Raw genomic sequence first — 21,554 nt, 5'->3', positions numbered from 1 at the left:
ATCGTAATGCGCGGTACTGACGTGCGACTTACGGATCCGAATGCTCATTCGCCATTCCTGGGTGCATGGTCATTCGTTACTCGCTGCTCCGTCTGGCGCGGTGGACATGCCGGGCTCCCAGCCCGCCGCGCGCAGGCGACGGGTGAACTCGGCGTGAGCGGCGCGCATCTCGTCCTCTCGGCGGGCGCGGTAGAGGGGGCCCGTGTAGCCCTCGGGGACGGTGGCCTCCAGCGGGAAGGCGGGGGGCGAACTGAGCTGTTTCCAGGCGTCCTTGGGCTGGCCGTAGCCGTGGACCTGGTGGGCCTTGGCGATACGGCGACCCGTGGCGTCGAACCACATGTTCTCTTCGTACTGCTGGAGCACCGGGAAGCGGGAGCGGTACATCGCGATGAGTTCGTCAGCGTCGATGCCCAGCCAGACGGCTACGAGGGCGTCGATTTCTACGAGAGCGGCTCGGCGGGAGAAGTCCGTGCGGAGAGGGGTGTGCGAAGTCCAGGTTGGGCCGAGATCTTGGGTTAGCGGCGGTGCGTCCGACGGCCACTCGGAGGCGGCCGCCCAGGTGTCTGACGTCCAGAGACCGTCATACAGCCTGTTCCAGAAGGACGCATAGGCATTGGTCTGGCAGTTGAGGCGGAGCGTACGCAGGAGCAGCGCGGGTGCGAGAGGATGCCCCAACGTCGGGGCTGGCATCGTTGCCGCGTCCGAAACGTCCAGGTGCCCCCGTCCCGAGATGCGCAGCGCGTAGTCGAGGGGCAACGAAGCGAAGAACCCGGCAACGAGCGCGCCAAGCTCTGGGGTGGGTAGCACCGCGCTGCGGACAGCGTGAACATGGTTGACACCAGGGGGAATCAGGCTCGCGAAGAGGCTGCGCTCCGTGTCGGAAGCGATCATCTCGCGCCATGCCACACGGTAGGACTGCGCGAACAGTCTTTCGCTCGCCTCTCGGAGGAGCGCCTCGATCGCCAAGTCTCGTGCCTTCGCCTCCAAACCGGGCTGCTCAGCATCAATCGCAGCTCCTGCCGCGTGCATCGCTGCTGGGTCGGCCTTCAGCTGCGCGAGTCGATCAGGGTCAACCCAACGGTCCTGTGCGGCGATGTACCGAGATCGTGCGCCTGCCGGCCGGTAATTTGTACGCGGCACAGCATCTTCGCCGAGATTCGACAGGTCCCACGAAAAGTAGTCACGGTGGCTCCTGGAGCCTCCAACGGGCGGCTGCTTCCCCAGCGGGGTCGCTACGAGGAGAAATGACCCCTGGAGAATCACTTCACTCCATTGTGTCGGCTGGCTCGGGTTCCACTCGATGTACCCTGCCGTACGGTCGGTTTTCTCGTTGAAGCCAGAGCTGATGCGCGGGTCCAGCCCACCAAGCCGGTGCGGCCACTTCGCGAGCGCGGAGATTGCCGACTCCTCGGCAGCAGTCACCGGAAACAGCAACTTGGTCTCGTCGACTGACAGCGAGTTCTCCTCCCCGGCAAGCTTCTGCCAGGCGATGAGCGTCGCGCGCTCCACAGTCACCACTCGGTTCAGGTGCGGCCTCAGGTCCCAAACGCCGTTGTTCTTGATACCTGGGATGACGCCCTTTCCGTCGTGGCGGAGGGAACGGGTGAGCACCTGCGGGTGCATCAGCCAGCTCAAGTGCTCAAAACCGATATTCCGCGTGTTGCCGTAGATATTTACGCTGAAGTGGCTGGCATTCCCAACTGGCGAGGGGAACAACTTGAGTTCATTTACGAAATCCGCATGCAGCCGCAAATGCTCGTACGCGGCTCTCCGCAACGCCCCCTCTTTCGCCCCCGTCAGATGCGTAGACGGATGCACCAGCCCAGCGATGCCATCCTGGCCAGTCGCCCGCCACGCCAGCAGCATGAACGCGCGATACATGTCCGGGCGGGTGCCGACCAGCTCCGGATACGTGTCCAGCGACGCCAGGAACGCCGATACGCCGGCCACGGTCTCCAGCTCACCGAGATAGAAGGAACGACGTACCGGATCGCGCAGGAGCTCTCCGACGTGTTCCGCGCGTCGCTCTTCAGCTGCTTTCCCTCCCAGCTCGAACCAGGGCTCAAGTTCGGCCAGTACAGCGTTCTCGTCCCACTCCTGCCGAACCCAAGGCGGATTCCCCACCATCACATCGAAGCCGCCCTCAGCGAAGACATGCGCGAGGCTCAACTCCCAGTGAAAGAAGCCGCGTTCCTCTGCGATTCGATACGACGTCTCGTACCACGGAAACCGGTCGCCCAGGTCGTACGGCTCCATCCAGACTGAGAAGCGCCGCATCTGCTCTTCAAGGGTCCCCTCCAGCTTGTCCAGCTTCTCCAGGCTGTCCGCGACCCGCACCTCGTCCAAGGAGACCTGCTTCTTGCCCGACTCGACTCCGACCCGCCCCAGGACAGCTTCGGCGAACTCGATCCAGTCGTCGAGGTTCTTCAGGGCCGTACGCCGCCCGTCGTATCCCTTCTTGATCTTTGTGAGGTCACGCTCGCCGGCGAAATAGCACGGATCGGTGCCGTTGAGCAGCCCGACCTCCTCCAGCGGCCAGAACCACAGCGCGCACCAAGCGTCCATGACCTGCTTGAGCCGCCAGTACGGTCGGCCCTCTTCTTCCAGCGCCTTGCGTACGGCGTCCCTGTCCATGACCTTCCCGCCCGCGCCTTCCCTGCGCTCGGCGAGCATTGTGCTGTCGGCGCCCCAGACGTCGATACCGCGCGCGATCTCCTGCTCGGACAGGCGCAGCCGCTTGACGACGAGGTTCCACAGGTACTCGACTCGCTGGGCGAGCGCCATCAGGCGCCCGACCTGTGCGTCTTCCTCGTCCTGCGCGGCCTTGTCGTCGACCTTCTTGGCGCTGCGGACCGCTTTGATGCCTCGCTGCGCGCCGAGAGTCGGCCGCGGAGTCCGCTCCTCGCCCCCGGAGAGCACATCGTCGAACCCCAACCCTTGTTGCTCCCAGACAGTCACGCCAGGGAGGTCCAACGCGCCCTGCCCAAACCCCTGTTCGTCGTCGACCTGCAGGGTGACCTTCGGCTTGCGTGCCGCAGCGGACTTCGCGGCCACTGGCTTCTTGCCGCTACCGCTACCGCCTCGCGGCGCCCGCCGAATCTGCGACCGCCATGCCTTCATCGCCTCGATGACGTCTGCGTCGAGCCACTCGGCGTCGGCCCCGGCAACCACACTGGTCAACTTGTCCTCGGGCTCGCCCTTCTTCGGCTTGCGCACCCGGACGTCGTCGGCGACCGACCCCCACCCCAGCGACGGCAGCAGAAACTGGTGCACTGCCTGACCGGGCAACGTCTGAGCCAGCGGCACAACGTCCGGCGCCCGCTGGCCCTTCGTCTTCAGCCACTCACCCTTCGCGAGTGCGTTACCCGGATAGGTCTTGCGCGAGGCTCCGACCAGTGAGTTACCCCGGTGCAGGTGCAGGCCGTACCAGGGAGCCTTCATGCCCTGATACATGGTGTTGAGCCACAGCGAGATCTCCGCGAGCTCGACTGCGGTGTCGTTGAGGTCGACGCCGTACGAGTTGTGCAGCGCGATGTACGCCTTGACCTTCTGCAGCTCCCGCAGATAGTTGTCGGCGTCGATGTCCTGGCCGGTGTCGCGCTTGGCGAGGCGGAGGTAGAGCTCAGCGAGCTGGTTGACGGCCTCGTTGAGGAACGCGCCGGAGCCGAGCGCCGGTTCGCACACCCTCCACTTCAGCACCTCTGCCGCGATGACCTCCGCGGCCTCCGGCTCGGCGGGGTCGATTTTTCCCTCGGGGTGCAATCGGAAGCGCAGGGCCTGTTCAACGGTGGCCTTGGTCAGGGACTCGGGGGTGTAGTAGGAGGCGCTGGTCTGCCGGTCGCGGCCGGCGAGGCGGTAGACGTAGGAGCCCACCGGATGTACGCGGGAGACCCGTTCGTCGGACTCGGGGTCGGGCCTGTCCTTGACGAAGACGCTGTGCCCCGGCTCGTCGGGGTAGCGGCCGGAGTTGACTTGACTGCTGGTGATCAGCCAGGAGCCGTCCTTCGGGTCGCCGCCCTTTGCCACCTCGTACAGCGCCTCCTCGGCGATGAAGCCGGTGTAAGACATCAACCCCTCATAGACGGCGCCAAGCTGGTTGATGCCGAGCTGCGCGTACGAGATGAAGCCGCCGCGCCCGAACTTGCCCTTCCCCTCGACGAGTGTGAGGTTGCGCAGCACCTGGTGGAGGGTCTTGTTGCGCAGCCGCAGGTCGAGGGGAGGGCGCGTGGTGCCCGGCTCGTCACCGAGCGGCTTCCAGGGCACCCGGCGGCCGACGAGCTTTATCGACGTCGGGTCGAAGAGCTTAGAGCGCAGCGCCTCGATGCGTACGTCGATGTGGCCGTCGTCGGCGGCGAGTTCCACCGACTCCGTCGGCTCGGGGGCGGCAGTGGCGGCATCGCGGGTGGTCTGGGTGTCGGCGACGGGGTGGCCGGTGTAGACCTTCTCGAAAAGCAGGTCCAGGGAGTCGTGGAAGTGGTAGCCGGTGCGGGCGTGGTGGCCGGTCAGTTCCTTGGGTACGACGAGCTCACGCAGCCTCGCGACGCTGTAGCCCTGGCGGTATTCCTCGCTCTTCATCGGGAGGATGCCGAGGTCGGTCCTGGCCTCGGCATACAGCAGGAACAGGATGCGGTAGAGGTAGCGCAGTGACTCGGTGGTCAGCAGCTTCGGGAGGTCGCCGGGTTCCTTGAGATCGTGGGGCAGCCACTCGGCGAGGTCCTCGGGGCGCACGCCTTGCTCACGGGCCAGGTCGAGGACCTCGTTGGCGATGAGCTGAACGGACTTCTGCAGGCCGTGACGCAGATCGGCGGTGACGCTGACCGAGTGGTCCCGGGACTCGGCCAGGAACCGGGCGATGTCATCCTCGGATCCGTCATCCTTGGGACGCAGTGCGTCCGCCCTGAACAACGCCGCGATGACGTCAAGTTCACCGGCGGTGGAGCCCTTGGCTCCCTTGCGGGGCAGCGCCACGTCCAGGCTGACCGCGAGGTGGCGGCCGCGGGGGAAAGCGTCGCGGTCGGCGAGGATCATCACGCCGCCGAAGAGCAGCAATGCGTAGCGGGGCGGGTTGGCCGCATTGCTGAACAACCAAGACGCGAGGTCAGTCACCGTGGTCAGGTGCTTGCCGGACGCGACACGGACCGGGGCGGGAAGCCGGTTCGCACCGGTGTCGCTGAGCGCGGTCTCGACCGTGGTCGCGAAGCCGCCGGAGAGAACGACGAGTTGTTCCTCGGCGTGTGCGAGGGGCACGGCGGCCAGGCCGCCCGCACCGCGCGCCGTGAGCACGACAGGTGTCGCATCGAAACCCAGCGCGCGCAGCAGGTTGACGTGCCACGTGTGCAGGGCGCTGCGCCAGGCACCTTCCGGGCTGCCGTCCTGAGCCCAGGCATCTGGGCCCGGCACGGGCTGCCGGGCGACGGGCGGTTCCTCGTCCTTGGGCAACGACTTGAGTTCCTGGGCCGCCGCCTCCTGAGCGGCCACGGCGTACCGGTCGGCCGTGGAGTTGTACTTCTCAGCGTCGTCGAAGAGAGCGGCTCGCGCCGTCTGGTAGGGACCGGTGAGGTCACGCAGCCCCTGCCGCGGAGTGTGATTGCCCTGCCGTTCCTGTTCGCTCCACTCCTTGAGCAGACCGCCGCGCAGCTGCTTGGGCAAGATCTCGCTCAGGTAGAAGGCGGGCAGGTACTCGCCTTGGTTCACCAGGGAGTCGAAGACCTCCCCGTCCGCACCCAGGCCGTTCTTGGCGGTGATCGACTTCGTCTCGCTCATGCGCTCGGCTCCAGAACCGCGAGGATACGTACCATCGGCTCACCGGCCGTCTTCAGCCTGCGTGCCTGCCTGCTCAACCGCTCGGCCGCGGCGTCACGTGCCGTGCGACCGCCGGACCAAGCACCCGGCAGGGGCTCCTGCCGCCACTGTGATACGGACATCTCGACCGCGTCGAGCGGGGCGTCGACGAGCTCATCGCTGATCTTGCGCCGCTCCTCCAGTTCGAGACGCGCTCGCTCCACCACACGAGGCACCACAGCTTCGAGCGCGGCGAGATCTCCCACCTTGTAGTGATCATCCATCGCAGGACCGACGCCGAGTTCGGCGAGCAGGTCCCGCGTGAGTTCGCGTACGCGGGGCTCGTCTGCGGCGAGTTGGTCGACGGCTAGCCAGGCGACGACTGTGGGCCGCCCCTCGGTGTTGGACCACACGCCCTGGACAAGGAAGACGGGATCGGGCACGTCCCTCGCGCTGACCTGGAGCACGGGGGCGGTCTGGCGGCGCTGCTGCACAAGAACCTTGTCGGTGATCCACTCCACGACCGGGTGGAGCTCACCCACGTAGTGCGCGTCCGGCCACAGCGAAGCAGAATCCGCGTCTTCACGCGCCCGGCGCAGCGAGTCGGCGGCGTCCGAGCGGCTGAAGGTCAGCTTGATGCGCTTGTCGACGCCTTGGTCGCGGCGGTACGAAGTGGGCAGTACGGACAGCCGCGCCTTGAGGTCGTCCGGAGTATCGAAGCTGAGGTCATTGCCGTCGACGGCCGTATTCAGGCGGAACGCCTCCAGGTCCTGAAGCTCGTCGAGCGCAGTCAGCACGAAGTCACGCGTCTTCGTGAAAAGCCGTAGTTCGTCCGCCGTCTCGGGCGGAGCGGCGTCGTGCGGCCCATCGTATTCGGGGACGGCGTCCTCCACTTCCGTATCCGTGTCCAGCAGGTCGAGCAGGTCGAGACCGCTGCCGGTGCCGAATTCCCCCATGAGGGCTTGCTCCACCGGGAGTTCGACCTCGGTCGCGTCGGCGGTCGCGTCCGGCTTCGGCGCGGCCTCCATCGACCGCACCGCGTCCTCGGGGCTGTCGGTGAGCAGGGCCTCCATAAGCCGTTTTTCCTCGACGTCCGCGTCATGGTGCGCGGACACCGCCTCGACCGTGCCGAGAACCTTGTGGACGGCCGCTTCCCGCTCCAAGACTCGCTGCGCCACATGCGTGTCGTCCATCGCGCCCTCGGTCACGGACTTGAGGATCATCGCGCGGAACTCGGGCTGGTGCAGCTGCCCGTAGCGGTCGATGCGGCCGTTGCGCTGCTCGACCCGGATCAGACTCCACGGCAGATCCCAGTGGATGAGGTGGTGGCATTGGCGGTGCAGGTTCACGCCCTCGGAGGCGCCGTCGCCGGTCAGGAGCAGCCGGACCTCGCTGCCACCGCGCGCGAACTCGTCGACGTAATCCATCTGTACGGTGTCGGGAATCTCGCTGTGCAGGACCTTCACCGCGCTCGGCGCGTCCTTGGGGCGCCAGCCGAGCAGCGCGGGCAGCACCGTACCCAACCAGTTGAGAGTCTCGCGCCGCTCGGAGAAGACCACAGCTCGGGTGGTACTGCCGGGCCGGACACCGATGCGTCCGAGTTCCTCGACCAGCGCCTGGAGCTTGGCGGCACACCGCGTGTTCCCTGCGGCGGTCTGCTGCTCGATGCGACGGGTGAGCTCCGCGAGGCGCAGGAGCGACGCTGTCTCACGGCCAGTGGCCATGGCGGGATCGATGAGGCCCGGCGGGTCGGTGACCTTGTAGTTCTCCTCTGTCGCGTCCTTCTCCTTGGGCTTCCAGTGCTTCTGGCGTACGAGGCGGGCACGTACGGTCGCAAAGAGCGCGCGGTGCGAGGACAGGAACGACTTCAACATCACGTACGGGAAGAGCCGGTCTTCTCCGTCGAGGACCAGCGCGGCCGCGTCCTCGGGAGCGCTGCCCGGTGGTCGCAGCCAGTGGGCGGCGAACTCGGCGAAGACCTGCTCCTCCAGGTCACTGGCGGTGCAGGGAACCGAGAAGGACCCTCCCCGCGGCGCCCAGGATCCCTGCAGCGCCTTGGCCACTTCGCGGCTTGTCTTGGTACGCCGGATGTAGAGGTGTTCCAGCTCCTCGGGACGCGGGTCGTTGGCGTCCTTGATGGCCATCGGGTCGAGGAGGCGTACGAGGCCGGCGAATGAACGGATCTTGCCGTTGTGCGGGGTGGCGCTGGCCAGGATCAGGGCGTCGGACTGGTCGGCGAGCAGTTCGGCGAGGGCGCGGCGGGCGCTGGACTCGCCGATGAGGTTGTGCGACTCGTCGATGACGACGGCGTCCCAGCGAACGTCCTTCAGCCATCGTCCGTAACTGCCGGCGTTCTTGATCGTATCCATGGAGACGATCGCCCGCTTGAAGTGTGTGAAGGGGTTCCGGCCGGCCGGAATGCGACGCTCGATGCGGGCGATGCCCACGCTGTCGAGGCGGACCAAGGGCAGCGAGAACCGCGTCCACATTTCGTGCTGAAACTGCTCCAGGACCGGCGCCGGCGTCACGACCAAGATCCGCTCACCGCGACCACGCCTGATGAGCTCCCCGAGTAGCACCCCGATCTCCAGGGTCTTGCCGAGGCCGACCACGTCACCGATGAGTATGCGCGGGCTAAGCGGGTTGGCCAGCGCCTTCTCGGCGGGGCGCAGCTGGTAGTCCATGCGGTCGAGGAGGAAGCCCTCGGTGAGCGCGAGCCTCCGCTCGGCCTGCGGCAGCGGCGTCTTCCGCATCACTGCCTCGAGGAAGAGACGGCTGCGGCGGAACTCAGGCGAGGCGTCGGGTACCAGGCGAGTCTCCTCCGGCCGCAGCACTTGCGGGCGGTCGAGAGAGGTGAGGAACCGCGCGTCATGGCCCCGTACGAGATCCGAGGCACCGGTCGCCTCGATCAGGAACTCTCCTTCCCTGATCTGCACCGCGTTCCGGACCAGCCACTCCTCGTCGCGCACCTCGATCTGCGCGCCGGGAGCTAGGCCGAGCTGCGCGGCGCTCGTCGCGGTGTCCGGTGACACGGCACTGGCTTCGGCGCGTCCGGCCGCTGCGTCGGGCATGGAGTTGATCCCTCTCTTCGTTGCACACGGGCTTTCGTGGGCGCTCGCGACCGGAGTCACCGGCGTCGAGCCGCCCTCATCAGCTCCTCGGCGAGCCTATGCCCAGACTGCTCGCTCCTGGCATCGGCGAGGCGCAACCAGGGCTTCAGCCGGCCCATACGTGACTTTCGGCTCCCTCAGCGGAAGCTGCGTGCCTACAGCTGGGAGCTGTGGGCGTACGCCTTGCGCAGGTCTCGCGCCGCACGGAGGGCGGCGGCCGGTGCTTCGCGGACCGGGGCGGGAGGCAGTGCGGGGGCGGGCAGAGGCGGAGCGATGCGATAGCTGGTGGTGTCGCCACTGGATTGGTTCTGGCGCGGCTCCGGGCTGGCGGCCGGCGCCGGGTCAGGCACGGTGGGCGTGTAGGCCGGAAGCGGCCTAGTGTTGGCCTCGTCGGACGGTGCCGGAGCCTGCGGGTCGCCCTGGCCGGGCAGCTGGAGGAGCTGGTTGAAGAGTGCATCCCATGGGGCGTCAGGAGCATTGCCATCATCCACCGCCGCCTGGGCCGCCTGCTCGATGACGGGGTTAACGGCTCCTGGGGAGGCACTGGCCGGCAGCTCAGGGGCAAGCCCTGCCTGCACGACGAGCTCCGCGAGCTGCTCCTGTGCCGTCGCTTCTGTCAGCGAACTCGTGATGAGCAGCTCCTGGAGATCGTTCTGCACCTCGTCAAGGGTGGGACGCTGCTCAGGAACATGAACGATGATCTTGGCAAGGAGCGGGATGAACTCCGCGCCCACGTCCGTCCACGAGGGAGGGTTGTTCGTGGGGCCCCACTTCCCGTACGGGGGCCGACCGCCGGTCGCGACGTAGAAGAGCGTGGCGCCCAGCGAGTACACATCACCGGGTTCCTTGACGCTCCTGAGGTCTTCGGCCTGCTCCCTGGGCATGTAGTGAGGGGTCCCGAACCCCATGCCTGCCTTGGTCAGAGCCTGGCTGGTGCGGCGGTCGGCCAGCGTTGCGAGTCCGAAGTCCAGGATGGCGGGTCCTGAGGGGCCCAGCACGACGTTCGACGGCTTGAGGTCACGATGCAGGAGATTCGCGGCGTGGATGGTGCGCAGGGCGTCCACAAGGGCCAGGCCCAGCGCGGCGTAGGGACCTACTGAAAACTTGACGTCGTGGTCGCCGAGGTATTTCACCAAGCTGCCCAGGTCCGGCCCGTGCAGGTACTCGCTGGCGAACCACGGCAGCGGGGCCTCGGGGTCGGCGCCGAGGAAGGCCGGTACCCGGTCGCTGATCACGGCCTGTACGGAGCGGATCTCGCGGTCGAAACGGGCCCTCTTCTCCTCCTGGCTCACGTCCTGATGATCGGCTTCGAGGAATTCCGGGAGGATGACCTTGACTGCGGCCAGCTCGTTCTCGCGGGCCTCATCACGCTCGGAGAGGAAGTACCCGGCCTCCATCTCCGGGCCGAGTCGCTCCAGGGGCAGCCGCCGGGCCAGATACACCTTGCCCATGCCGCCCTTGCCCAGCACTGCGAGCAGTTCGAACGGGCCGAGCACCTGTGGGTCCTTCTTCGGGTCCAGCTCTTCCATCGGCACCCTCGTACCCCCACCCGACTCGTGATTCCAACTGCGCTCACCGCTGCGGCACCCATGCCGGAGAGCATCGGTCATCAGCTCGGTACCGGCGTGCGGCTTGTCGATCAGTCTAAGGGGACACTTACGAAGGCAGGAGGCTCCCGCGGCCCCGAGGAAACCACTGTGGCTGATTCTCTTGCGTGGTACCCGAGTTGCTTGCCACTGCTGATCGGCTCCTGCAGGATCAAACACCTGGTGGAATCTCGGGTTTCGGGGGCGGCATGCGTGCATGGACGGTTCGGGCAGGGCGCGACGGAGAGCGGGAACAGGCCGCACTCGACGACGGGCTGATCATCGCGGGCTGGCCGGGCTCGGGAGATCTCACAGAAGCGACCACCCGGGACGAGATACGCGCCGTCGTGCAGGACTCGTATCCGCATGAAGGCCCCAGGGTCGTGGCGAACTGGACCGGACAGCTGCTCCGCTTCCGGCAGGAGATCCAGATCGGCGACCTAGTGGTGCTGCCCCTGCGGTCTTGGCAGCTCGCCGTCGGCCGAGTGACCGGCGACTACGCCTACCGTGCGGACGCCGAGGACGGCCTCCGGCACGTACGGGCCGTGGAGTGGCTGGTGAAGGACCTGGACCGGGCGGCCGTGCAGCAGGACCTCCTCGACAGCATGGGGTCCCTACTCACCGTTTTCGAACTGAGCCGGTTCAATGCCGCGGAGCGCGTCGCGGCACTCGCGCAGACCGGCACCGACCCGGGTCGTCCGGACCCGGCAATCAGCGTCGCCACTCCGGACAAGCTCGCTGCAGCGGTGGCCGCGCGCCCCGCGAACCAGCCGCTCAAGATCTCCATCCGGGACTTCCTCTCCGTATGGAACGCACCACGCCGCTATTCGTCGGTGATCGACGAGATCCAGACGGACCTGCTGCGCCTCGGCCTGGTGACGAGTCCATCCTTCACAGAGGGAACCATCGACAGCGAGATCACTGTGCTGTCTGACGGGGAGGAGCCCGACGATGAGGGAAGCAGCAGCCTCATGCGGTCCGGAGTACAGGTACTCGGCGAGCCGGAATTGCCGCCGGTGGCGTACCGCATCAGCAACCTGCCGGCGGCGCACCAGGCGCTGGCCTCCGTACGCGTAGGCGACAGCCTTCGGTCGGCGACGACAAAGATGATCCTGAACCACTACTCGCAGCTCCCGGTTCTCGACGCTGACGACAGGTTGCGCGGCGTCGTCAGTTGGGAGACCATCGGCATGGCCCGACTCGCGGACCCCGACGCCCAGTTGGACGCCGCGACGAAGCCGGCCCGCGAGGCCGACAGCAACGACGACTTGCTGAACTGGATCGGCGAGATCCGCCAGTCCGGATACGTCTTCGTACGGGACCCCGATCTGAAGGTCACCGGAATCATCACCGCGGCCGACCTCACTGTGCAGTTCGGCGCCCGGGTACGCCCCTTCATCCTGCTGGAAGAGATCGAGCAGCGACTTCGACGTGCCGCGGACGCCCACTTCACCGTGATCGAGCTGAGGGCCCACGTCCCCAGGTCTCGCAGGGACACGGTCATGAGCGCAGCGGGCCTGACACTCGGCGCATACGGCTATCTCCTCAAGGAAGAGGAGCATTGGAAGCGCCTTGGCTGGGACGTCGACCACCAGCTCTTCCTGGAGTGGCTGGAGGAGTGCCGGATCTTCCGCAACAACCTCATGCACTTCAGCCCCGACCCGCTCACTGAAGAGCAACTCCGCCCGGTCGAGGGGCTCTTGCAGCTACTCCGCTCCCTCGACCCTCGGCCCTGAGTGTCGACTTGACGCCCGCCGAGTGAGGGGCTGAACCAGGCGCGGCGGTGATCCGTGGCGGCCCGGCCTCGTACGTCGTCCGGGCAGAGAGCATCAAACGCTCATGGTCGTGATCAACGTGGCCACGGCTGAGCTACAGAAGTTGCAGTCACCCCGCATCACCGGCATGTGCGTATGGTTCAGCTCCCCCCCCTCGGACACCAACCAAGACCCCACGGCGTCCTGAGACCGGGGGGGTTTGGGTTGGGCCCGGCTCCCCCCCCCGACCCCCAACCAGCCCCCCTCGGCCTCTGACGCCGTGCGGTCTTGTCGTCGCACCGGTCACCTCACCGGGGGTGGAGGGTGTACCCGCTGAGCTCGACGTGCGGATGCGGGTCTTCGTCGACCAGGGTGCCCGCGGCGCGGGCGCCGTCGTCCGCGGAGGGCGTGAAGCCGTCGTCGGTGGCCTTGTAAGTACCTTGGTAGGCGGCCTGCTTCCCGTTCAGGTCCTCCGTGAAGGTGTCGTCAGCACGGAGCGCGAGGCGCAGATCGCCGCCCTCGCTCTCCCAGGTGCCGATCAATTCGGCCTGCGCGGAGGCGGCTTCGCTGCTCTTCGCAGGCGCGGATTGCGATGCCGCCTCAGAGGGACGGGCCGCGGACGGCTCAGCTGCCGTCCCATCCCCGTCCCCATCCCCGCCCGCGCCGCAGGCGGCGAGCGTCACCAGGAGTGCCGCCGCGGCCACGGCCCTGGCCGGCCGGCTCATCGACCCGCTCCCGTGGCTTGGGCCTGACCGCTGATCTCGGCGAGGTCGGTCTCGGTGAGCTGCAGGTCGGCTGCTTAGTGCCAAGAGCCGGTCTGGTCGGGAGTGCGGGCACCGACGATGGCTCCGCTGACTCCGGGCCAGGCCAGGGCCCAGGCGATCGCCACCGAACCGACCGCCACGCCGCGCCGATCCGCGACCGTGCGCAGCCGGTCGACCACCCGCAGGTCGGCGGCCAGGTCCCGGGTGAAGTCCGGATGGGTGCGGCGCCCGTCATCGTCCGCGAGTGCCTGGGCGCGCGCGGTGGTGAAGGTGCCGGTCAGCAGGCCGGAGTGCAGCGGGGAATAGGCGATCACTCCGGTGCCGTGCCGATCCGCCCAGGCGATCTCCGCGGCGGCCGAGAGGTTCAGCACGGACAGCGGGGGTTGGACGGCGTCGATCGGGGCGACTGCCGCCGCACGTTCGAGCTCCTGCACGCTGTGGTTGGACAGCCCGATGGCGCGGACCCTGCCCTCCTTGCACCGGTGTCCGGCCAGTGGACCTGGTAGAGATCGATGGCCTCGCCCAGGTCCGACCCTCGGCGTCGTCAGCCAGCGGGGCACGGCCTATCGTGGACCGCTGTCCGACATCATCAGCCGAGCCCTGGCAGCGGACGAGCCACTGTAGCCAGTGCGGATTGGTCCCGCGTGCCGCCTACGGGATGACGGGCGCCAGCTCCGCCGCGAGCGAGCCCGCCCGGTTTTTGTGGCGCCGGGGGGGCGTGGTGTGGGGGCGCCCCAGCTCCCGCGGGAGCGCCCCCGCGGCTTTTTGAAGCCGCGGGGTCCTGTCGTTGTGGCGACCCTCATGGCCGCTCGCCATTACGAGTCGGCGGCCTCCGCCAGCGCGCGGGCCAGCTCGCGAGGGCGGGTGGTCATCGGCCAGTGGCCCGAGTCGAGGTCCACGTAGTCGAGGTGGGTGGCGCGGGCCAACTCGGGACTGTCGCCGTCGGCGATCCACTCCTTGGCCTGGGCCGCGGTGAACTCGGGGCAGATCAGCACGACGGGGACGTCGAAGCGGCGCTCGTCGGTCAGGTGCACGACCCCCTTGGCGACACCCTCGGGGACCGGAACGGCGGCGGACTCGAAACGGCGCCGGGCCTCCTCGTCCAGATCGGCGGAGTCGGCTCCCTCGAAGGGGGCCCAGCCCGGGAAGGGCATGACGCCGCCCTCCGTCGCGAAGTAGTCGGCGTAGGCCCGGCCGTCGGGGGCGGGGAAGCCGCCGATCAATACGGCCTTGGCCACCTTCTCCGGTCGTGCGTCGGTGGCCAGCCAGGCCAGACTTGCCGCGGCGGAGTGCCCCACGATCAAGGGCTTCCCAGGCGCCGCGTCCACGGCGGCGAGCACTGCCGCCAGCTGGTCGTCGAGCGTCGCGGAGGCGGTGCCGTCGCCTTGGCCGGGAAGGGTGAGCGGCACCGGGCGGTGGCCGAGCTCGGTGAGTTCGGGCGCCACGTCGTCCCATGCGGATCCGTCGAGCCACAGGCCGGCGATGAGCAGGATGTCCACTGGTGTGCTCCCTGGGGAGAGTTGGACCTGACTGCCGCCCAGGCTATCGGTGGGCTCGGACAACGAGCCAAGGCATCCCTGCCGGTAGTCCTCGCCCCTGTGAACGCACGTGACCCACATCACGTTACCGCCGGTATCTGAAACAGTGTGTCGCAGGTAAATTGCGGGAACGCACAGAGATGGAACCGCGTGCCCGACCGAGAGTGGGGACCTCCGTAATGGAGCAGCAGTACGTCGACGTCCTGGTGATCGGTGCCGGAATCTCCGGCATCAGCGCCGCCAGTCATGTCCTGCGGGACGCGCCCGGCACTTCGCTCGTCGTGCTCGAACGGCGCGCGCGGGTCGGTGGCACCTGGGATCTCTTCCGGTATCCCGGTATCCGCTCCGACTCCGACATGTCCACCTTCGGATTCGGTTTCCGGCCGTGGCGCGACGCGCGCATCCTGGCCGGCGGTGCGGAGATCCGGCAGTACGTGGAGGACGCCGCGGGCGACACCGGCGTACTTGAGCGCATCCGCTTCGGGCGGCGCGCGATCCGTGCGAACTTCTCGCACGCCACCGGGCGTTGGGACGTCGAGGCCGAGGACGAGGCCACGGGCGAGCGCGAGTCGTACAGCGCGGGCTACCTCGTCGGCGCGACCGGCTACTACGACTACGACCGGCCCTACCGCCCGCAGTTCCCGGGCGAGGCCGACTACCAGGGCACCGTGGTCCATCCGCAGCACTGGCCGGAGGACCTCGACCACAGCGGCAAGCGCGTCGTCGTCATCGGGTCAGGTGCCACCGCCATCACCTTGCTGCCCGCGATGGCCGGCGAAGCCGCGCACGTCACCATGGTGCAGCGCTCGCCCACGTACATCCTCGCGCTGCCCGAGGTCGACCCGCTCACCTTCGTGCTGCAGAAGCTGCGCGCACCCGCGGCGCTGACGCACAGGATCGCGCGGGCGCGCAACATCGCGCTGCAGCGCGGGAGTTACGCCTTCTGCCGCAAGTACCCGCGCCTCGCCCGCCGGGCGCTCCTCGGCCTCGTACGGGCGCGGGCCGGAAAGAGTGTCGACATGCGGCACTTCAGCCCGCGCTACAAGCCCTGGGACCAGCGGCTGTGCGTGGTGCCCGGCGGCGATCTGTTCAAGGTTCTGAAGAGCGGCAAGGCGTCGATCGCCACCGATCACATCGACACCTTCACCGCCGACGGCATCCGCCTGAAGTCCGGCGAGGAGCTGACGGCCGACATCGTGGTCACCGCCACCGGCCTGAGCGTCCGTCTCCTGGGCGGCATGGAACTCACCGTCGAAGGACGCCCCGTGGACATCGCGAACCGTGTCCTCTACAAGGCCGTCCTGCTCGAGGGCGTACCCAACATGTCCCTCGTGATCGGCTACACCAACGCCTCCTGGACCCTGAAGGCGGACCTGGCGGCCGACTACACCGCCCGCCTGCTCGCGCACATGCGGCGCCACGGGCACGACATCGCCACGCCGGTGGCCACGGACGGCGACCGTTCCGAGTTCTCCGTCATGGGCGAGGCGCTGACCTCCGGCTATATCGCCCGGGCCAATGAGGTCATGCCGCGCCAGGGCACCCGTGACCCGTGGCGGCTGTGGAACAACTACTACCGCGACCGCGCCATGCTCCGGTCCGCCCCCATCGACGACAGCGCCCTGCGCTTCGAGAAGGCCGACCCGGCTCGTGCGGACTCTGCGGTCGACGCCCAGGAACCGACCCACGCCGCCTGACCGTTCGGCAACCCACGCCGCCGGCCGGTGCGGCTCGTCCAAGCCACCCCGCAGACAACCGAGGACGAAGATGACCGCGAACCTGACCAGGAAGGTCTACGACGAGCGCCTGCGGACCCTGTCCGAAGGCTCCGTGAACGTCAACTTCAACGCCTTCACCGACATCAAGTGGGACGACCCCGAGTTCGCCGTGGACACCGGCGACCCCCGCTGGGTGCTCACCTCCGCGGACGCCCTGGGCGCCCACCCGTGGTACCGGAAGCAGCCGCTCGAGACGCAGATACGGATCGGGATCTGGCGGTGGGCGACCATCGCCAAGGTGGGCATGCAGTTCGAGAACCTGCTCATGCGCGGGGCACTGGACTACATCTACCAACTGGGCAACCGCAATGAGGAGTTCAGGTATCTCACCCACGAGATCACCGAGGAGACCCACCACACCCAGATGTTCCAGGAGCTGGTCAACCGCACCGGCGTGGACACCGCCGGCGGAAAGCGCTGGTTCCGGCAGCTGAGCCGGGTCCTGCCGCTGGCCGGCTCGCTCTACCCGGAGGCGTTCTTCACCGGCATCCTCGCCGGCGAGGAGCCCATCGACCACCTGCAGAAGGCGGCCCTGCGCAGCGGGGAACCGGTGCATCCGCTCCCGCAGCGGATCATGCAGATCCACATCGCGGAGGAAGCCCGGCACATCTCCTTCGCCCATGAGTTCCTGCGCCTGCGCGTCCCGCGCTTCGGCAAGGCCCGCCGCGGCGCGCTGTCCGTGCTCTTCCCGCTGATCATGCGGGTCCTGTGCGACGTCATCATGATCCCCGACCGGAAGTCCGCCGCCGAGGTCGGCATTCCGGCCTGGGTGCTCAAGGACGTCTTCTGGAAGTCCGACGCCGGCCGGAAGATGCTCCACGACCTCTTCTCCGACGTACGGATGCTCGCCGAGGACATCGGTCTGATGAACAAGGTGTCCCGTCCGGTGTGGAAGGCGCTGCGGATCAACGGCAGGCCCGCGCGCTTCCGCGGCGAGCCCGCCCCGCTCACGGCCGCAGACCGCCCCGCCCCGCTCGCCGCCGACTGAACGGCCCTGGGCCGCACCGCACTTCCCCGACCATCCGAACGGAGACCAGCCCGCCGTGCCGTACGTCGTCACCCGATCCTGCTGCGCCGACGCCTCGTGCGTGCTGGCCTGCCCGGTCAACTGCATCCACCCCGCACCGGGAGAGCCGGGCTTCGGCACGACCGAGATGCTGTACGTCGATCCGCGCACCTGCGTGGACTGCGGCGCCTGTACGACGGCCTGCCCGGTCGACGCGCTCAAGCCCCATACGGCGCTCACCGAAGGGGAGTTGCCGTTCCTGGAGCTGAACGCGTCGTACTACAAGGAGAACCCGCACGCCGATCGCGCACCCATGTATGTGGTGCCCGGGCAACGCGGCCTTCCGGCAGGCGAGATGTCCGTCGCCGTCGTCGGCGCGGGGCCCGCGGGCCTGTTCGCCGCCGACGAGCTCCTGCGCCACCCGGGCGTGCGCGTCACCGTCCACGACCGGCTCCCCACGCCGTACGGTCTGGCGCGGGCCGGTGTCGCGCCGGATCACCAGGACACCAAGCAGGTCACCGAGCTCTTCCGGGCCATCGAGTCACAGCCCGGTTTCCGCTACCGCCTCGGCGTCGAGGTCGGCACCGACCTCACGCACGCGGACCTGCTGCGCGAGCACCACGCGGTGATCTACGCCGTCGGCGCCGCGACCGACAGGCGCCTCGGCATCGAGGGCGAGGACCTGGCGGGCAGCGTCTCCGCGACGGAGTTCGTCGCCTGGTACAACGGCCACCCCGACCGTGCGCACGACGCGTACCCCTTCGACACGGAACGCGCCGTCGTCATCGGCAACGGCAATGTCGCGCTCGACGTGGCCCGTACCCTCACCGCCGATCCCGAGGCGCTGGCCCGTACCGATATCTCAGACCGCGCACTCGCCGCGCTGCGCGCGAGCAAGGTCCGCGAAGTCGTCCTGCTCGGCCGCCGCGGGCCCGCCCAGGCGGCGTTCACCGTGCCCGAACTCCTGGCGCTTCGCGCCCTGAAGGACGTGGACGTGCGGGTGGAAGGCTGGCCCGAGGACCTGGCGCCCGATACCACCGAGAAGACCCGGCTGCTGTGGGAGCTGGCCGGCCGGACGCCGGTCGAGGGCCGCCGCCGTATCGTGCTGCGCTTCCTGGCCAGTCCCGTACGGATCATGGGCGAAGGATCCGTCCAGGCCCTGGAGCTGACCTCCACCGAGCTGGCCACCGACGGCGACGGCACTGTCCGCGCCCGGCCCATCAGTGTGCCGGGGACCCTGGAGACCGGTCTCGTTCTGCGGTCCGTCGGCTACCGCGCCCGGCCCGTACCGGGCCTGCCCTTCGACGAGGACAGCGCGACGGTCCCGCACGAGCGCGGCCGGGTGCGGCCCGGTGTCTATGTCGCGGGCTGGATCAAGCGGGGGGCGACCGGCTACATCGGTACGAACAAGACCTGTGCCCAGGAGACGGTCGAGTCCCTGCTCGACGACTTCGCCGCCGGTCTCCTAAGCCGTACGGAACATCGCGTGGGCGTCGCGGTCGACGGTCTTGGCCTGGACGCATGGCGCGCCATCGACCGCGCGGAGGTGGCGGCGGGTGAGGCCCAGGGCCGGCCGCGCGTCAAGCTCACGGACGCGGAGTCCCTGCACCGTGCGGCGAACGCCACCCCGGTGCCACGCGGCTGAGATCCATGACGTCCGGGACCACAGGTTCAGATCCCTCATCCGGGGCCGGACAGCTTCAGATCCCTTGCGCGGGACCGGAGACGCTCAGAGCCCTTCCAGCTCCGAGACCTTCTGCCGCGGTGACAGCTCCACACCCAAGTCCCGCAGCGTCGCGTCGAGGACCGCCCAGACCGAGCGGCACAGCATCGCCCGCAGCTCCTCCTCGGACTGCTCGCGCCCGGGGTCGTGGACCCACTGATTGACCGCGGTGTCCACGAACCCCACGATCCCCACCGCGACCGAACGGATCGGCGCCTCCTGCAGCCCGAGCGCCCGCAGGATGTCCCGGAAGCGGTCGGCCAGCATCAGCGCGATGGCGGACTTGGCGTCCGCCACCAGCGAACCGTCCCCCATCGCATGCTCCCCGACGCCCATGTAGGCGTAGAGCCGCGGATGTTCGACGACCCAGTCCAGATGCGCACCGACCACCCGTTGGACGGACTCCTCGACGGTCCCCTCGAAGCTGAGCGTGGGCTCCATCCGCCGCATGAAGGACTCCACGACCCGGCGCCTGATCAACTCGTCCAGCGTCGCCCGGTCCTTGAAGTGCCGGTACAGCACCGATCGAGGCAGCCCCACACGCTCCGCGAGACGCTGTACGCGGAACGCCGTGCCCTCCTCCTCGATCAGCGCGACCGCCGCATCCACCAACTCGACCCGGCGCTGCGCCTTGTGCTCGCTCCAGCGCGTGGAGCGCCCGTCGATCTGCGGCTCACCACCGGTTCTGTCCACCATCCCGCCAGAATATCCACCACCTGACCAGCCACGGAGCCGGCCGCGGCAGCGCCCGCGGCTACAGGAGGCCGCACGAGCCCTCGCGCTCCAGGAGGCCGCACAAGCCCTCGCGTTCCGAGGGAAGCCCCACCTTGCGGAGCCAGATGATCCTGCCGGCGGTGTTCCCCCAGTCGTCGTCGTATTCCAACGCGGCTCTCAGGAAGGTGCGTTGGGCCCGGGTAAGCGGCGTACCGGCCCGATGCCCGTCGGGAAACGCCTTCACCATCAAGGGTCCCCAGTCCCACTCGACCGTGAAGTGGCTGCTCATCCGCAGCATGGCGACCGCGGCCGGGAGCAGCTCCTCGAGCGTTGTGCGCTCCAGGGCGACCCGCAGGAGCGTGAAGCGGAACCAGCCGTCGAAGTGCGGCAGATGCGGCCGGAACCAGGGATCCGCCTCGGCCGGTCGCTCCAGCGCGGCCAGCAGGAGCGCGGTGGCCTTCGCCTCGCCGGCGTTGCGGTCGGCGAGGGCGGCACAGGTGGCGACGGCGGGGTCGGGATCGTCGAGGTACGCCGTGGTGTCCTGACCCCACAGGCCCAGGGTGACGGCGCAGACGGCCCGCTCCCGCCGGGACGGACTGTGCGTGAGGGTGTGCCGCAGGTGCCCAGCGGCGTGCGGGATGCGTTCCGCGAGGTCGGGGGCGCGCAAGAGATGGGTGACGGTGCCCACCGCTGCCTCCCGTATCGCCGGATGGGGATCCGACAGATACGGCTGCACGCTCTCGAAGAGCACGGGCCTGACGGCACGGCATGCCGCCGTCACGCCCGGCCCGTTGGAATCCTCGCCCCTGGCCGCCTCGCCGTAGGCGGCACAGTCCGCGATCCGGCCGAGCCATTCGATCAGCGCGGCGCGCAGCGGGCGCGCCCGGTCGTCCCAGGGGTAGTGGCTCTCGTGCTCGGCGAGGGTGCGCGGATGACCGAGGACGGCCGCGACGCAGAGCGCGGCGGGTGGCGTCGCGGAGTACAGCGAACCATGGTGGAGCACCGCCATGTCGAGCATCCCCAGCGCCTCGGACTGTCTTGTCCGCGTCCGAGGCGAGCAGCCCGGCCAAGTACGGAGGGATGTCGCCGGCCGGACCGTAGGCATGCTCCAGCGCCCCCCCAGTCCGTATGGCTCAACTCGCCTGCCGCATAACCGGAGAGCTCCTGCTCCGCCACGCTGCCCACCCCTGGTTTCGGTCCGACGCCGGCGGCACACGATGCCGTATGCCACTGACAACGGGCGCCGAGTTGAGTTGCGTCCGGTGGCAAGGGGCGCCGAGTTGAGTTCCGTCCGGTGGCAACGGGCGCCGAGACGAGCCCCGTCCACGCGGCGGCGCGTCCGTCTCAGCGGTAGAAGCGCGAGACGGACTGCAGCACGCAGGCCGGCTTGGGTGCCTCCTCGATCTCGATCGTGCCGTCCACCGTGATCTGGACGCCGCCGCCGGGGACGTCGGCCGCCTCGGTGAGGCGGGCGTGCAGGCGCAGGCGGGAGCCGGCGGGGACGGGGGCCGGGAAGCGGACTTTGTTGAAGCCGTAGTTGACCTTGGTCTTCACCCCGTCCACGTCCAGGAGCGCCGTGAACATCGGGATGAAGAGCGACAGGGTGAGCAGACCGTGGGCGATGGGGACGCCGAAGGGGCCGTTCTTCGCCTGCTCGGGGTCCACATGGATCCACTGGTGATCGTCGGTGGCGTCCGCGAAGGTGTCGATACGGGCCTGCGGGACCGGGAACCAGTCGCTCGTGCCCAGCTCTTTGCCGGTCATGCCGACGAGGTCGTCGATGTGCACATGCATGGAGGG

At 68.6% G+C, this 21,554-nt stretch carries 13 protein-coding genes; 4 read left to right on the top strand and 9 right to left on the bottom strand.

The genetic code is table 11. The features are described 5' to 3' along the window. Window positions 1-69 precede the first annotated feature (69 nt). From JAO81_RS12460 to JAO81_RS12450, 3 genes are all read right to left on the bottom strand, one after another. Complete coding sequence (locus JAO81_RS12460) at window positions 70-5,763, bottom strand: Eco57I restriction-modification methylase domain-containing protein (protein WP_199547876.1); 5,694 nt, start codon at window positions 5,761-5,763, stop codon at window positions 70-72. Next, window positions 5,760-8,852, bottom strand: a complete 3,093-nt coding sequence (locus JAO81_RS12455) for a DEAD/DEAH box helicase (RefSeq protein ID WP_199547875.1) — start codon at window positions 8,850-8,852, stop codon at window positions 5,760-5,762. Before JAO81_RS12455 ends, JAO81_RS12460 begins: the two co-directional genes overlap by 4 nt. Window positions 8,853-9,046: 194 nt before the next feature. Further along, on the bottom strand, window positions 9,047-10,420 hold the full coding sequence (locus JAO81_RS12450; protein WP_199547874.1) for a serine/threonine-protein kinase: 1,374 nt from the start codon (window positions 10,418-10,420) through the stop codon (window positions 9,047-9,049). Window positions 10,421-10,686: 266 nt separating this feature from the next. Between JAO81_RS12450 and JAO81_RS12445 the strand changes: the two genes are divergently transcribed. Next, window positions 10,687-12,213, top strand: a complete 1,527-nt coding sequence (locus tag JAO81_RS12445; RefSeq protein WP_199547873.1) for a CBS domain-containing protein — start codon at window positions 10,687-10,689, stop codon at window positions 12,211-12,213. Window positions 12,214-12,539: 326 nt separating this feature from the next. Here the strand turns inward: JAO81_RS12445 and JAO81_RS12440 are convergent, their stop codons facing one another. From JAO81_RS12440 to JAO81_RS12430, 3 genes are all read right to left on the bottom strand, one after another. Next, window positions 12,540-12,956, bottom strand: a complete 417-nt coding sequence (locus JAO81_RS12440; RefSeq protein ID WP_199547872.1) for an Atu4866 domain-containing protein — start codon at window positions 12,954-12,956, stop codon at window positions 12,540-12,542. A gap of 74 nt (window positions 12,957-13,030) precedes the next feature. After that, window positions 13,031-13,429, bottom strand: a complete 399-nt coding sequence (locus JAO81_RS12435; protein ID WP_307813319.1) for an aldo/keto reductase — start codon at window positions 13,427-13,429, stop codon at window positions 13,031-13,033. A gap of 381 nt (window positions 13,430-13,810) precedes the next feature. After that, the gene (locus tag JAO81_RS12430; protein ID WP_199547870.1) at window positions 13,811-14,494 is read right to left on the bottom strand and encodes an alpha/beta fold hydrolase; all 684 of its coding nucleotides are present in this window, start codon (window positions 14,492-14,494) and stop codon (window positions 13,811-13,813) included. A 218-nt stretch (window positions 14,495-14,712) separates the two neighbouring features. Here JAO81_RS12430 and JAO81_RS12425 point away from each other — a divergent pair, with 218 nt between their 5' ends. The 3 genes from JAO81_RS12425 to JAO81_RS12415 all read left to right on the top strand — a co-directional run bounded on the left by JAO81_RS12425 (window position 14,713) and on the right by JAO81_RS12415 (window position 18,962). Further along, window positions 14,713-16,230 carry an NAD(P)/FAD-dependent oxidoreductase gene (locus JAO81_RS12425; RefSeq protein WP_199547869.1) on the top strand — a complete coding sequence of 506 codons (1,518 nt, stop codon included), beginning with the start codon at window positions 14,713-14,715 and terminating at the stop codon, window positions 16,228-16,230. Between the two features lie 70 nt (window positions 16,231-16,300). After that, complete coding sequence (locus JAO81_RS12420) at window positions 16,301-17,299, top strand: diiron oxygenase (protein ID WP_199547868.1); 999 nt, start codon at window positions 16,301-16,303, stop codon at window positions 17,297-17,299. 55 nt (window positions 17,300-17,354) lie between these two features. After that, on the top strand, window positions 17,355-18,962 hold the full coding sequence (locus tag JAO81_RS12415) for an FAD-dependent oxidoreductase (protein WP_199547867.1): 1,608 nt from the start codon (window positions 17,355-17,357) through the stop codon (window positions 18,960-18,962). Between the two features lie 84 nt (window positions 18,963-19,046). On the opposite strand, the gene JAO81_RS12410 is transcribed toward JAO81_RS12415, so the two are convergent. The 3 genes from JAO81_RS12410 to JAO81_RS12400 all read right to left on the bottom strand — a co-directional run bounded on the left by JAO81_RS12410 (window position 19,047) and on the right by JAO81_RS12400 (window position 21,548). Next, window positions 19,047-19,736, bottom strand: coding sequence for a TetR/AcrR family transcriptional regulator (locus JAO81_RS12410; RefSeq protein ID WP_199547866.1), 690 nt, complete (start codon window positions 19,734-19,736; stop codon window positions 19,047-19,049). Window positions 19,737-19,794: 58 nt separating this feature from the next. Beyond that, a complete protein-coding gene (locus JAO81_RS12405) occupies window positions 19,795-20,763 on the bottom strand; it encodes a HEAT repeat domain-containing protein (protein WP_199547865.1) in 969 nt (322 codons plus the stop codon). 335 nt (window positions 20,764-21,098) lie between these two features. After that, window positions 21,099-21,548, bottom strand: coding sequence for a MaoC family dehydratase (locus tag JAO81_RS12400; RefSeq protein WP_199547864.1), 450 nt, complete (start codon window positions 21,546-21,548; stop codon window positions 21,099-21,101). Window positions 21,549-21,554: the final 6 nt, after the last annotated feature.

Source organism: Streptomyces sp. N35 (assembly GCF_016464295.1).
In the GTDB taxonomy this organism is placed as follows: Bacteria; Actinomycetota; Actinomycetes; order Streptomycetales; family Streptomycetaceae; genus Streptomyces.
This window is presented reverse-complemented; position numbering and strand designations above follow the sequence as displayed.